Origin of the sequence: Acinetobacter sp. AOR43_HL, assembly GCF_027854635.1 — a bacterium.
In the GTDB taxonomy this organism is placed as follows: Bacteria; Pseudomonadota; Gammaproteobacteria; order Pseudomonadales; family Moraxellaceae; genus Acinetobacter; species Acinetobacter pittii.
The window spans coordinates 278,663-291,216 of the sequence record NZ_JAKTHX010000029.1 but is presented as its reverse complement, the minus strand read 5'-3'; the positions used below and the strand labels follow the sequence as shown (position 1 = coordinate 291,216).

At 34.6% G+C, this 12,554-nt stretch carries 12 protein-coding genes and 1 tRNA gene; 6 read left to right on the top strand and 7 right to left on the bottom strand.

Features of this window, described 5'->3' with window-relative positions; genetic code table 11:
• Positions 1-13 precede the first annotated feature (13 nt).
• Together MKL33_RS13220 and MKL33_RS13215 are read left to right on the top strand one after the other, a co-directional pair.
• Positions 14-898, top strand: a complete 885-nt coding sequence (locus MKL33_RS13220) for a LysR family transcriptional regulator (protein ID WP_005076369.1) — start codon at positions 14-16, stop codon at positions 896-898.
• Positions 899-2,012: 1,114 nt separating this feature from the next.
• A tRNA-Ile gene (locus MKL33_RS13215) sits at positions 2,013-2,089 on the top strand.
• Positions 2,090-2,258: 169 nt separating this feature from the next.
• Here MKL33_RS13215 and MKL33_RS13210 read toward each other — a convergent pair.
• A complete protein-coding gene (locus MKL33_RS13210) occupies positions 2,259-3,122 on the bottom strand; it encodes an iron-containing redox enzyme family protein (protein ID WP_039760712.1) in 864 nt (287 codons plus the stop codon).
• Positions 3,123-3,400: 278 nt separating this feature from the next.
• Between MKL33_RS13210 and MKL33_RS13205 the strand changes: the two genes are divergently transcribed.
• The 3 genes from MKL33_RS13205 to MKL33_RS13195 all read left to right on the top strand — a co-directional run bounded on the left by MKL33_RS13205 (position 3,401) and on the right by MKL33_RS13195 (position 5,616).
• Complete coding sequence (locus MKL33_RS13205; protein WP_005802380.1) at positions 3,401-3,973, top strand: TetR/AcrR family transcriptional regulator; 573 nt, start codon at positions 3,401-3,403, stop codon at positions 3,971-3,973.
• 186 nt (positions 3,974-4,159) lie between these two features.
• Positions 4,160-4,705 carry a 1-acyl-sn-glycerol-3-phosphate acyltransferase gene (locus MKL33_RS13200; RefSeq protein ID WP_002114566.1) on the top strand — a complete coding sequence of 182 codons (546 nt, stop codon included), beginning with the start codon at positions 4,160-4,162 and terminating at the stop codon, positions 4,703-4,705.
• Positions 4,706-4,866: 161 nt separating this feature from the next.
• A complete protein-coding gene (locus tag MKL33_RS13195) occupies positions 4,867-5,616 on the top strand; it encodes a YebC/PmpR family DNA-binding transcriptional regulator (RefSeq protein ID WP_002114471.1) in 750 nt (249 codons plus the stop codon).
• A gap of 45 nt (positions 5,617-5,661) precedes the next feature.
• Here the strand turns inward: MKL33_RS13195 and MKL33_RS13190 are convergent, their stop codons facing one another.
• On the bottom strand, positions 5,662-6,132 hold the full coding sequence (locus tag MKL33_RS13190) for an Lrp/AsnC family transcriptional regulator (protein ID WP_002050132.1): 471 nt from the start codon (positions 6,130-6,132) through the stop codon (positions 5,662-5,664).
• A 344-nt stretch (positions 6,133-6,476) separates the two neighbouring features.
• Here MKL33_RS13190 and MKL33_RS13185 point away from each other — a divergent pair, with 344 nt between their 5' ends.
• On the top strand, positions 6,477-7,790 hold the full coding sequence (locus MKL33_RS13185) for a DcaP family trimeric outer membrane transporter (protein WP_197738922.1): 1,314 nt from the start codon (positions 6,477-6,479) through the stop codon (positions 7,788-7,790).
• A 50-nt stretch (positions 7,791-7,840) separates the two neighbouring features.
• Here the strand turns inward: MKL33_RS13185 and MKL33_RS13180 are convergent, their stop codons facing one another.
• The 5 genes from MKL33_RS13180 to MKL33_RS13160 form a co-directional block, all read right to left on the bottom strand.
• Positions 7,841-8,584, bottom strand: coding sequence for an amino acid ABC transporter ATP-binding protein (locus tag MKL33_RS13180; protein WP_002114298.1), 744 nt, complete (start codon positions 8,582-8,584; stop codon positions 7,841-7,843).
• 13 nt (positions 8,585-8,597) lie between these two features.
• A complete protein-coding gene (locus MKL33_RS13175; RefSeq protein ID WP_002114551.1) occupies positions 8,598-9,275 on the bottom strand; it encodes an amino acid ABC transporter permease in 678 nt (225 codons plus the stop codon).
• Between the two features lie 2 nt (positions 9,276-9,277).
• The gene (locus MKL33_RS13170) at positions 9,278-10,120 is read right to left on the bottom strand and encodes an amino acid ABC transporter permease (protein WP_002114400.1); all 843 of its coding nucleotides are present in this window, start codon (positions 10,118-10,120) and stop codon (positions 9,278-9,280) included.
• A 94-nt stretch (positions 10,121-10,214) separates the two neighbouring features.
• A complete protein-coding gene (locus MKL33_RS13165) occupies positions 10,215-11,108 on the bottom strand; it encodes an amino acid ABC transporter substrate-binding protein (protein WP_014206541.1) in 894 nt (297 codons plus the stop codon).
• A gap of 532 nt (positions 11,109-11,640) precedes the next feature.
• The gene (locus MKL33_RS13160; protein ID WP_017386781.1) at positions 11,641-12,405 is read right to left on the bottom strand and encodes a glutathione S-transferase family protein; all 765 of its coding nucleotides are present in this window, start codon (positions 12,403-12,405) and stop codon (positions 11,641-11,643) included.
• Between the last annotated feature and the right edge of the window lie 149 nt (positions 12,406-12,554).

Genomic DNA, 12,554 nt, shown 5'->3' with positions numbered 1-12,554 from the left:
AGCTGATATCAAAATGAATTTTAACAGTGAAAATATTGAACTTTTCATAACCGTACTCGATACGGGTTCTTTCTCTGCGGCTGCTCGTAAACTAAATCGAGTCCCCTCAGCAGTAAGTATGGCCGTTGCTAATTTAGAAGCAGAATTGGGTTATATATTATTTGAACGGACTCCTCGAAAGGTCATTCCTACAGCTACAGCATTAGCCTTGGAACCTCAAGCACGGATCATTTCTGAACAACTTAGGCTATTTAGCACTCATGCACATGAACTTTCTTTAGGACTTGAAAGTAAATTGCGTATTGGCGTTGTTTCCGATGTAAATACAAAATTATTATTCCATTCAATAAAGAAACTAGCCGATAAATTCCCTTTACTGAACATAGAAGTTATTACTGCTCCCCAAGACGACATTGTTAATTTACTTTATACGGAGCAAATCAGTCTTTGCTTAGCGGGTTCAGACCTCAATATAAAAATGCGCGAGAATCTACAATTGGTAATGACCGAAACAGTGGCGGCTACGATTTCTTCTAACCATGCTCTTCTACAAGATAGAACAAAACGCTTTTCTATTGAGGAATTAATTAATATTAGACAAATTGTTGTGGCGAGTAGTGAGCATGAAATGACAGATTCCCGCTCAATTATTGGTGCAATGTACTGGAAAACCAATAGTCTACAAACAGCAATTAATATGGTTGAAGCTGGACTTGGTTGGGGAAATTTTCCCTTATCACTAGTACAAGATAAAATTGATCAAGGTCACTTAGTCCTTTTAGATTTTAAAAATACGAAAAATCATCTACCCTTATCTATTTATTTAATTTGGCTCCAAGACCGCCCTTTACCTAAAGCAGCTAGAGAGTTAATTCAAATTATTCAAGAAAATTTATAAAACTTTATAGGTTAGTTCTGAAAGTCTAAAGATTTTTTATAATTTTTATTTTTGTTAAATCTAGTTTATTTAAAGCTTAAGCTTATTACTCTGTACCATCTCTCTAAATACTACTAAAAACAAAAAGCCTACTTAGAAAGTAGGCCTCTTGTTGTATTTCAGGATTAAGCAATAATATTTTGTTTTGTAAAAAATACACTTATACTTTATTAAAACCAAGTGTTTTAGTCAAGAATAAAGTTTATAAGATACAAACATTTGTATTCTTGTGAAGACAATCACAATTTAGGTTTTATATAGAAAATACTTTAGAGAAGGAAAGATATTTTAGTAATAAAAATTTCTATTACCACCCTTAACAGCTTTTTTTTAGAAAAACACAACAATACTTTAAGAAAAATTATTATATTTTAATTAAATTTATTTGCATCAAAAAATATTGAATCCGTTTATTCGTTACTTTTATGTTTCATTATTAAAGTTGCTAACTTTATATGTTAATTTTTACTTTTTATTAAGTTGAATTTAAGTTTCACACCTACTCTAAAAATTAATAATATTATTTTTCTTAAGTAATTTGGGCCTAATAGTCTATATTTTTTACTACATATAGGCTAGAACTCTATTAATAGAATTATTGTAACTATTATTTTTCGAAATATATAATTAAAAAGGCAATCTACCATATATCTAAAGCTCAACTACAATATAAAAATATATAATATTTTTAATCACCATTTATATTTATCTTAAATAAGTTTTTTCTAATTCTATATTTTCACAACACACAAACAGCACATCTACAATTCCTGCTCATATTTTAAACAAAATTTATTTTATATAAATTAATGTCTCAAACTACAAATACAATTAAGTCATCGTCACAATAGATTGTTGGAATAAATTCTAATTGATCGATAAATAACTTCCCCCACTTTACTCTTGAACTACACATAAGCTAGAATCACTATCGCTTGAAATATTAACCAATATGACACAATATTTTTGGGTTTAGTTTGCGTCTACTTCAGAAAATGACTTGTGTTTAATTAAAAAATTGATTAGTATTGCACGCACTGAAAAGCATTGAGATTAAAAGCTTTTCTGACTTATAGGGCCTATAGCTCAGTTGGTTAGAGCAGCGGACTCATAATCCGTTGGTCCACAGTTCAAGTCTGTGTGGGCCCACCAAATACCGAACCTCATAAACAAAAAGTTTATGGGGTTTTTTAATATATATCCAAATAAAATATGCTTTACTCTTATAAAAAATACTCAAAATTTAAATTTATTTTATCCCTAAATTTTAGATGTTTTAAAATACACTTACGTTCCGTACTAAATATCCATCTTTCATCTATTAAGCTAAGATTTGCTTTCGCATGGGCTCAGAATTCTCTAATTGTGTATCCCAAAACTTTTCCCATAAATCACAATACTCTAAGCATAATTTTTCAATATAATTATAGTCTTCTTCTGTACAAGCTTGCATCAAGACATACCATAAATCCTCTTCATGATCATCATCTGCTGCTTCAGCACTTTCATCCTCAGAAATACCATGTACATGATAATAACCACCACCCTCCACATCTAGACCAACTGCCTTAGTTGCTCTACGTAACGGTGGACTATACAGAATGACTTCTTCTTCTGCGACTGCTAATAAGGCTGAAACAGCTTTATAGTCATTATAAGCATTTTCTAAAAATACCCTAACCTGATCTGCAATTTCAGTCGGATGATAAGTTAGACGATCTTGTTCTGTAATACCGAAATCATTCAATATATCTTCAAATAAGGGATAATGAGCATATTCAGGATTTCCCTGATAGTAGCCGTCTTTATCCAACCCTGGCCGAAATCCAAACTCATCAAAAATATTTAAACTCAAAAGAAAACGCGGGAACATTTTTGCACCAGCATGCAATCTCGGCTCTAATTGTTTAGTTTGAAATTGGGCCATGAGCAATGCATCAGTAAAAGTTTGCACAATTGCATGACGATACTCTAAATGAATTTTTATTAAATCTTCTTTATTAATTTCGCCATTATTTAAAGTATCGATTGCAGGATGATGAGATACAGGATGTTTTGCAATCTTTGCTCTTAATCGGGTCAAAAAGTTTGAATTTTTTTCCCATAGTTCAGCTGAAATGCTTTGTTTCATCCCTGTAAGCGCTTTCTTTCTAGGATTATTAAAATTCTCAAATTTCTTAGGCATATCCGCTCTCATTAAACTTATTGAAGCATGATCGATTTTTACATATTTTATTATAAAAACAATGACTTAAATTAATATTTAAATATGTTCCTTCATTGATTAATATTAGAATTAAAATCGTACGAAATCAAATAAAAAATTTAAAAAAACTCCAATTAATGATAATCATTATCACAATCTCAACTTGAATCAAAATCAGTTTTTTATTATCATAATTTGTATTAAAAATTTAATATTTTAGATTAAGTTATAATTAGTTTTAACTATATGGAATAGTAATGTCAAAAAAAGAAGATATTATAAATACTGCTTTAAATTTATTTAATCAGATTGGGTACAATGCTACTGGTGTTGACCGTATTATTGCTGAATCAAATGTTGCAAAAATGACTTTTTATAAATATTTCCCGTCAAAGGAAAATTTAATTATGGAATGCTTGCAACATCGAAATATAAATATCCAAAACTCAATCAATGAACAATTGAGTTTACATCAAGATGCTAGTCCTCTTGAGCAAATCCATATTATTTTTAATTGGTATATTGAATGGATCAATAGCGAAACATTTAATGGCTGTTTATTTAAAAAGGCATTTATTGAAGTATCTAAACAATATACTTCAATTCGCGAACCATTTTATGAATATACAAAATGGTTGACTAACCTATTACATGAAAAGCTTAATCAATTAGGTATAGAAAATCCAACTCCCCTTGTTCATATCATTATTTCTATTATTGATGGGATGATTATTGATGGAACGACCGATAAAAACCTTATTAACCCTGAAAAAATTTGGAAATATATTGAATATTTAATTAATGAAGAGATACCGCAGCCAGTATCTTAATTTTAAAATTATCTAGGTTTATTACTTTCAGACGAAGTTTGAGAAAAATAAAAAAAGAACTTTTAAAGTATTTTAGAACTTAGATAATCCTTAACTTTTGTGCTCTACTTTAGCTTTCATAATTTTTCTAGGCTTTTTTACAAACTCATATTAGAATCCTGAAAATTTATCAATTTGCACTGATGTATGAAAAAATTTCTAGGTAACTCTATCTTTAAAGCCGTTGGTTGGACCTACAATGTAGACCCACAAATTCTTGAGAAAAAACAAGTTATTATTGGCTTTGAACATACCTCAAATCTAGATGCAGTGCTCTCGATTGCCCTCTTCCAAATGTTAGACATCAAAATTCATACTCTAATAAAGAAAGAACTTTTCAAAGGCCCACTTAAGCCAATTTTAGAAAAATTGGGTGGCATTCCTGTTGATCGTAAAGCAAGTAAAGATATCGTTTCGCAAATGGTTGAACAATTTCAAACCCATGAAACTTTTAACTTAGTGATTGCTCCAGAAGCTACACGTGCTAAAGATGGCTCTGAACGTAAGCCTATCCGTACAGGTTTTTGGCATATTGCAAAAGCAGCCAATGTTCCTATTGTTTTAATGTATGCCAATGCTCGAAGTAAACAAGGTGGGATTTTAGGTAAAATTTACCCGACTGATTTACAAAAAGACTTGGAAACCATTAAAGAGCTGTACGCTCAATTTGGTATAGATGTAAAAATTAACTAAATCAAATTGGACTTGATTTGACCTAATCTCAATCATTAGGTCTTAAGCTTATTGTTCTTATTCAATTGGCTAACAAAACGCAGGGCAACAGTTTTCAACAAAACCAAGCCTATGCTAATATTCCAGCACTTTTGCATTTTCTTTTTTTGGAGTTCACGTCCATGGCGGGTCATTCTAAATGGGCCAATATTAAGCATCGTAAAGCTAAACAAGATGCAAGTCGCGGTAAGGTTTTTACTAAATATATTCGTGAAATTGTGACTGCTGCCAAACTTGGTGGTGGAGATCCTGCTAGCAACCCTCGTCTGCGTGCAGTAGTTGAAAAAGCTCTCTCAGTTAATATGACACGTGACACCATTAACCGTGCTATCCAACGTGGTGCTGGTGGTGAAGATAATGATGATCTAAAAGAAGTAACTTATGAAGGTTATGGTGTTGGCGGGGTTGCTGTTCTTGTTGAAACAATGACAGATAACTTAAACCGTACAGTACCAGACGTACGTCACTGTTTTAGTAAAACAAATGGTAACTTAGGAACTGCGGGTTCTGTATCTTATCTATTTACTAAACGTGGTGAGATTACTTTTGAAGATGTTTCTTTAGAAGATAAAATCATGGAAGTTGCTTTAGAAGCTGGCGCTGAAGATATTGAAGTTTCAGAAGATGAAATTTTGGTAATCACTTCACCAGAAACTTTCGGTGAAGTGCAAGACGCCCTTACTGCTGCTGGTTTAAAATCTGATAACGCAGAAGTTGTGATGAGCCCATCTACAAAAGCTGAAATTACAGATGTTGACCAAGCAAAACAAATTCTTAAAATGATTGATATGTTTGAAGATCTTGACGATGTACAAAACGTTTATACTAACGTTGAATTCTCGGATGAGGTTTTGGCTCAACTTGATGCTTAAATCAAACATTTGAATCAAAGAAAACGCACCAAATGGTGCGTTTTTTTATAGCTTGTTGAGCAAGTTATAGCAATTAAACACATTATATTCTTTAATGACAAAGCTAGAATGCAAAGCAACTACGTTGTCGATTTTTCCAATACGTCTTAATAAAATTTCACTGTAGTCATCCATGTTGCGTGCTACAAGCTCTAAAATAAAATCGGCACTCTGACCCGTTACCAAGAATGCATTGGTTACTTCTGGAATTGCTTCTATTTCAGACAGAAATTTATCAAATGTTTCACTATCATGTTTACTCAATGAAACTTGCAATAAAATATGTAAAGTAAAACCAAGCTTACTAAAATTAATTTCCCTTTTGAGTTGCCCCATGATGTTGGCTTCAATCAGGTGCTTAATACGGCGATGCACAGAACTGACTGACAGATTGATCCGTTCTGAAAGTTCATTCAAATTTAAGTCTTCATGAGACAAAATTTCTAGAATTTGTTTATCAAAACGATCTAACTCCACTCTTATCTCCAGCCAGAATTTCACAGTAAAGACAGTATAACCCTATACCACCACCTCTGCATTGAAAATACAAAGGTTTATAGACAGTAAAACTCTTTTTCCTTTATAGAGCCTAATTCTTTTATGCCTTTTAAACGTGCAAGTAGTGTCAGGGGCGATTCATTTTAGAGAGTCGGTTTATGCTTAAATCTGTTTTATCGATGCAAAATCCTTATTCTCACTACTATTTAACGCTAAAAAGGAAGTAATCATCAAAATTTGACTATTTTTCAAGTTTCTTAAAGTTGGCATCATTTTTGTTATGTATTTGCAGGAAAATTTTTATCCATGTCGGGGGAGTTCCTGTGAATAAGATCAAAACACTAGTGTTAGCAATGAGTTCTTTAGGTGCAATGAGCGTGACGATGCCTGTGCATGCAGCTACAGATGCTGAAGTTAACGCCTTACGTGATGAAGTAAAGGAGTTAAAACAACTTGTTCAGAAACTATCTGATCAACAAAAAACAGCTTTAACTGTCACTGCTCCAGCAACAATTCCCGCAGCACCAGTTACCCCTACACCTCCTGCATCAAAACCGGGTTGGATGCCTATGGCCGATGGGCAAACTCAAGTCAAGCTTTATGGTAGTGTTCGCGCAGATGCAACCTATGACTTTAAAGGTTCAAATGGCAGTATTTCAAATGGTGCCAATTATCCACTCAATAAAGATGATCCAAAACAAGACTCACTAAATGTATCTGCAGCAACTTCACGAATTGGCTTAGATATTACTCGTCCAACTCAATATGGAGATTTAACAGGTAAAATTGAAGCCGATTTCATGGGTGGCAATGGAGATAATGGCAATGGTACTTTCCGTGTTCGTCATGCCTATATGTCTTTAGGAAAATGGCTAGCTGGTCAAACAACCTCACCGTTTGTAAACACAGATACATCACCAGAAACAGTAGACTTTAATGGCGCTATTGGTACAGGTACTACACGTACAGTACAGGTTCGTTACACCCAGCCAATTAATGCACAACAAAAAATATTAGTTGCCTTAGAGGGTGGCGATGTTGAAAAAGCTGGTAATGCTGCCGGTGGAAGCCGTTTTCCTGCTTTAACAGCACGATATGATTTCAAAACTACGGATAACAAAGGCCTATTACAGCTACATGGTCTTGCCCATGAAAACCGTGTGGCTCCAAAAGATAGTACTTCTGAAGAAAAATTTGGCTGGGGTGTAGGCGTTGGTGGTAAATATGATTTAACGCCTCAAGATAGCGTGGTTGCTAACTACTATCATGTTAAAGGCGATGGCCGTTATTTACTTTATAGCAATTCGGCTTATAACTATGACACAACAACACAAGATATTAATTTAGGAGAATTCGATAGTGCAGTAATTGGATATCAACGTAAATGGAGCCCTATTCTGCGTTCTACTTTTGCTGTAGGTGGGATTCAATATAAAGATGATAATGTGTATGCAGATAGCAATTTAACCAATACCAGCTATAACAAAGAAATTTATAACGCTTTAGTCAATTTAATCTGGAACCCAACTAAAAATATTGATTTAGGAGCAGAATATACTTACGGCCAACGTGAAACTTTTGCAGGTGACAAGGGTGATTATTCACGTATCAACCTGCTAGCAAAATATAGTTTCTAAAAATTAGATATAAAAAAAGAGCCTTTAATGGCTCTTTTTTATTAGGGTTATTAGTGCATCGCCTGAATTTTTTCTAAGAAAAGTTTAGCACGCTCATGACGAGCTTCTAAATTATCAAAGAACTCATGGGTTGGGCAATCTTCTAAAATTTTACCTTCATCCATAAAAATTAAACGGTTAGATACTCTTTTAGCAAAACCCATTTCATGCGTAACACACATCATGGTCATGCCTTCATGTGCGAGCTGTACCATAACTTCAAGAACCTCACCGACCATTTCAGGATCAAGTGCAGAAGTCGGTTCATCAAACAACATACAGATTGGGTCCATAGATAAACCACGTGCAATCGCTACACGTTGCTGCTGACCACCCGATAACTGCCCTGGAAATTTATCTTTATGAGCAAGTAAGCCTACACGCTCTAAATATTTCAGACCTTTTGCACGAGCATCTGCAACTGAACGCTTTAACACTTTAACTTGAGCAATCGTCAAATTTTCCAAAACAGTCATGTGCGGAAAAAGCTCAAAGTGCTGAAAGACCATCCCTACTCGTGAACGGAATTTAGCAAGATCTGTTTTTGGATCTTTAAGCGAAATTCCATCAACAATAATGTCACCTTGTTGAAATGGTTCCAAAGCATTTACTGTTTTGATGAGTGTGGATTTTCCCGAACCAGATGGTCCGCAAACAACAACGACATCACCTTTTTCAATACTCGTCGTGCAATCTGTTAAAACCTGAAAATCACCATACCATTTAGAGATATGTTGGATGTCTATCATTGGCATTTAAAATCTCCAATTAGCGAATGATGGCAATTTTTTGCTGTAAGCGTTTGACTAAATGCGACAGCACAAACGAGCTACAGAAATACACTACAGCGACGATTAAATAGAATGTTGCTTTTGTTTCAGGTCCATAAGTATTAGCCAATGTATCTGCACGACCTAAAAAGTCAGGTGCACTAATCACATAAACTAAAGAGATGTCCTGAAATAGAATAATTGTTTGAGTTAACAATACTGGGAGCATGTTACGAAAGGCTTGAGGTAATACCACGTAGCGCATTGATTGACCGTAGGTAAAACCTAGCGCATAGCCTGCATGTACCTGACCTTTTGAAATAGACTGAATTCCAGAACGTACAATTTCCGAGAAAAAAGCTGCTTCAAAAATGGCAAAAGTTACAACACTCGAAAACAACGGTCCCCAATAAGTATCAGATTGAAACTCAAATACTTTCGGCAACAAAAAATAGAAGATAAAGATCACCTGAATCAGTGGAATACCACGAAACAGATCAACATAAAATTTTGCAAAATTACTTGCGATGGCATTGCTAGATAAACGCATCATTGCCAATGGGGTTCCAATTAGGATACCGCCCATCATTGCTAATACCGTTACGGTAAGCGTAAAAATGAAACCTTCTTTGAGTGCCGCGATCACATCAGGGTTTTGTAATAAAGAAAAATCCATGATTACTTCCCTCCTGAACCTAAGCCAGGTACAGCCATTCGTTTCTCAATCCATGCCATCACAAACTTAATGCTATAAGTGATAATCAAATAAACAGGTGTGGAGAGAATAAGAATGATAATGTCCTGAGAAGTTTCTTCACGCATGGTTTTCGTGTAAGCAAAGAAATTCAACACACTCAACGCATATAAAACAGCTGAGTTTTTAAAAACGTTCATTGCTTCAGATGTAATCGTTGGCCATACGGTACGATATGCAACCGGTAAAATGACATAACGATAGCTTTGTGCAGTAGTAAAACCCATAGCGGAAGCTGCGAACTTCTGTCCACGAGAAACGGTATTAATTCCGGCACGTATGTGCTCAGATACACGGGCAGCCGTGTAGAGACCTAATGCAAAAACACCAATAACCGCAGGTTGCTGATTTAAAATATTTTTCCACCAACCACCAGCAACTACATCCCCACTACCTGCACTTAAGCTGTCCGGTAAAAACTCGGGAAAAACAAAAGCCCAAAAGAATAGTTGCACAATAAGTGGAATATTACGGAAAATTTCAACGTAACAATTGCCGATAAATGCGAGAGGTTTGTTGGGTAATGTACGAATTACCCCTAGGAGAGAACCTAATAAAAATGCGATAAGAAAGGCTATAATAGCTGTCCAAACCATAGTGAACACGCCTGAACCTAACATTTGTAACCATGTGGGTGCCTCAGCATAAGCATTGTAGCTTGAGCTACCAATAGCTTTACAAACTGATTCTGCCCATGCGGCTTTATCGACACCATATTCATTAGACTCCGCACAGAATATAGTCCAGTTTAGCGAGCCGACTGACATGTTTGCCCCTTAAATTAATATCTTTAGAAAATAGACCACTTGTGCAAATGAATCTTTACACTTACACAAGTAAATTTAGGACAAAAAGATCCAGTTAGATTCCTGCATCTGTTGGGTTAGCTTTTAATTTCTTATAAGATGAACTTTGTTGCATGTTCAAATTCGTGTTTTTTGGTGGAATTGGAGATAAGAACCACTTCTTATATAAAGCGTCCATTTTACCAGTTTTCCACAAGTTATTTACAGTACGGTCTGCAATCGCTTTAAATTTTGGATCATCTTTAGCGAGCATAATTCCGTAAGGTTCAGATGAAAGTACCGGACCTACAATTGCGAAAGCTTTAGGTGTAGAAGACTTAGCAATCAAGCCTGCTAAAATATTATCATCCATTACAAATGCAGCAGCACGGCCAGATGCCATCATGGCAAAAGAGTCAGCATGATCTTTACCATAAATATTTTGAACATTAACTGCCTGACCTTTTTCATTCATCTTGATGTATTTGTCAGATGTAGTGCCTTGAGTAGTAACAACTGCTTTACCATTTAAGTCCGCCAAACTCTTAATGCCAGAGTTTGCTTTAACAGCCATGCGCACTTCTGTTGCATAGTAGTTAGTTGAGAAACCAACTTGTTGCTGACGTTGTTTAGAGTTTGTAGTGGTACCACATTCCATATCGATATTGCCTGCTAAAAGCTCAGGAATACGTGTTGATGAAGTTACTGCCTTGTACTCAACTTTTAAGCCAGGCATTTTCAATTCTTTTTTAATGTCATTTGCAAACTGGTTACAGATATCGACTGCATAACCTACTGGTTTACCTGCAACAACATATGAAATTGGATCTGAGGATTCTCGATGACCAATTACGATTTTTCCGGTACTTTTAATTTTAGCTAATGTATCTGCTGCTTGAATTTGAGAAGTAGCGCCAACCGTACAAAGCATAACTGTTGAAATAATGAGAGAGGTTGCAGAACGTTTCATAAGAACTCCTTGATGATCATTCTCTCTATTTATCTATAGAATCATTCATATAGAGCAATAGAGTGATTTTTTATTAAATTGCAATTATCGAGCCAACTTTTCCAAGTCGGACCCATCCATTTGCTTCACTTATTCTATTCAATCTGTTTTGCAGAATTAATACCTTTAAAACTGCTCACATGTTTCTACTTTAATCTATGTTTTAATCTTCTGTCTATTATTAAGCTCATCTATTTACACTTAAATGTGGCAATTATTGATTACATTGTAAACACATGCACAATAAAGTGGCTTAACTTTGGCTAAAAATAGTATTTAGAAAAATTGTATTTTCCAAAAAATCATAAAAATTAAAGTTATTAGTCATTTAGATAAAATGGAATTTATATTGTAAAAAGTAATTTTGGCATCAAAATAATATAAACAAATGGCTTAATAAAAATCATTTAGAAAATTGATAGTAATATCTACATTAATAAATAACTAGCAAAGATAAAAATAAGCCCCGATTTTCTCAGGGCATTTTATAATTTTAAATTCCGCGCCAATCTACTCGCGCATTACGCTCAGTTTGATATATTCTTAAAACATACTGACCTAGAGGTAAATCGAGTAAATTTTGTTGATAGTTATTCCATTCTTCCGAAACACCTTCAGCCTCTTCCCTCTCCCACGGCGTACCCTTTATTTCTAATAAAGGAGCAAGCATAGAACATACAGAAATATCAGCAAGACTTAAGCGATCGCCTACCATATAACGTGCCTGATTTTCGATTAAGCAGTTATTTAGTTCATTTATGAGTTCATCCATACGTTCTTTTGACTGGTTGACTAGCTCTTCTTCAAGTTTATAGTTCTTCTTTACCAGTGTTTTGAGGAATGGCTTCGATATTTTTTCAAATTGGCGTAAATAGCCTTGTTCACCCATCATAATTTCTAAAGCATGGTCTCCTTGCGCCAACGTATGAGCTAGAGCCCAACGACGGACATGAATACCCAGCTCATCAGCCAAGCTATCTATTTTTAATGTTTGCTGTCTTAATTGTTCATCACGACGTAACAGTGAATGCTCCGGATAAGTATCATCCAGATAAAGTGCAATTTTAGTCGATTCAGCGATCCATTGATGATCATCTTTCAAAATAGGCAGTAAATTTTGGCCTGTTTTGAGTTGTGCAAAAGCACGATGAAAGCCTGGAATTAAGTTATGAGCCACATAATCAAGTTCTTTATGGTCTAACAACCAGCGAGCTTTTTCACAATAATGGGACAAAGGAAACTGATACAAAACCCGCATAAAATCTCCACGTTTATTTTTATTTGACTATTTGTACAAAAATGGTCGTCGGTAAGTAGATACTTTAGAAGCTATTTTTAGTTAAAACAATGGACATTGTGCTCATTTTTCACTGACACTTAAGTCTATTTTTTTTATATCTTTTTTTA

Bases quoted from the DNA above. Each gene is read 5' to 3' on its own strand.
- MKL33_RS13165 (WP_014206541.1), bottom strand. From the start codon at position 11,108: ATGAAACGTTCTGCAACCTCTCTCATTATTTCAACAGTTATGCTTTGT.
- MKL33_RS13195 (WP_002114471.1), top strand. From the start codon at position 4,867: ATGGCGGGTCATTCTAAATGGGCCAATATTAAGCATCGTAAAGCTAAA.
- MKL33_RS13170 (WP_002114400.1), bottom strand. From the start codon at position 10,120: ATGTCAGTCGGCTCGCTAAACTGGACTATATTCTGTGCGGAGTCTAAT.
- MKL33_RS13205 (WP_005802380.1), top strand. From the start codon at position 3,401: ATGTCAAAAAAAGAAGATATTATAAATACTGCTTTAAATTTATTTAAT.
- MKL33_RS13200 (WP_002114566.1), top strand. From the start codon at position 4,160: ATGAAAAAATTTCTAGGTAACTCTATCTTTAAAGCCGTTGGTTGGACC.
- MKL33_RS13210 (WP_039760712.1), bottom strand. From the start codon at position 3,122: ATGCCTAAGAAATTTGAGAATTTTAATAATCCTAGAAAGAAAGCGCTT.
- MKL33_RS13175 (WP_002114551.1), bottom strand. From the start codon at position 9,275: ATGGATTTTTCTTTATTACAAAACCCTGATGTGATCGCGGCACTCAAA.
- MKL33_RS13160 (WP_017386781.1), bottom strand. From the start codon at position 12,405: ATGCGGGTTTTGTATCAGTTTCCTTTGTCCCATTATTGTGAAAAAGCT.
- MKL33_RS13220 (WP_005076369.1), top strand. From the start codon at position 14: ATGAATTTTAACAGTGAAAATATTGAACTTTTCATAACCGTACTCGAT.
- MKL33_RS13180 (WP_002114298.1), bottom strand. From the start codon at position 8,584: ATGCCAATGATAGACATCCAACATATCTCTAAATGGTATGGTGATTTT.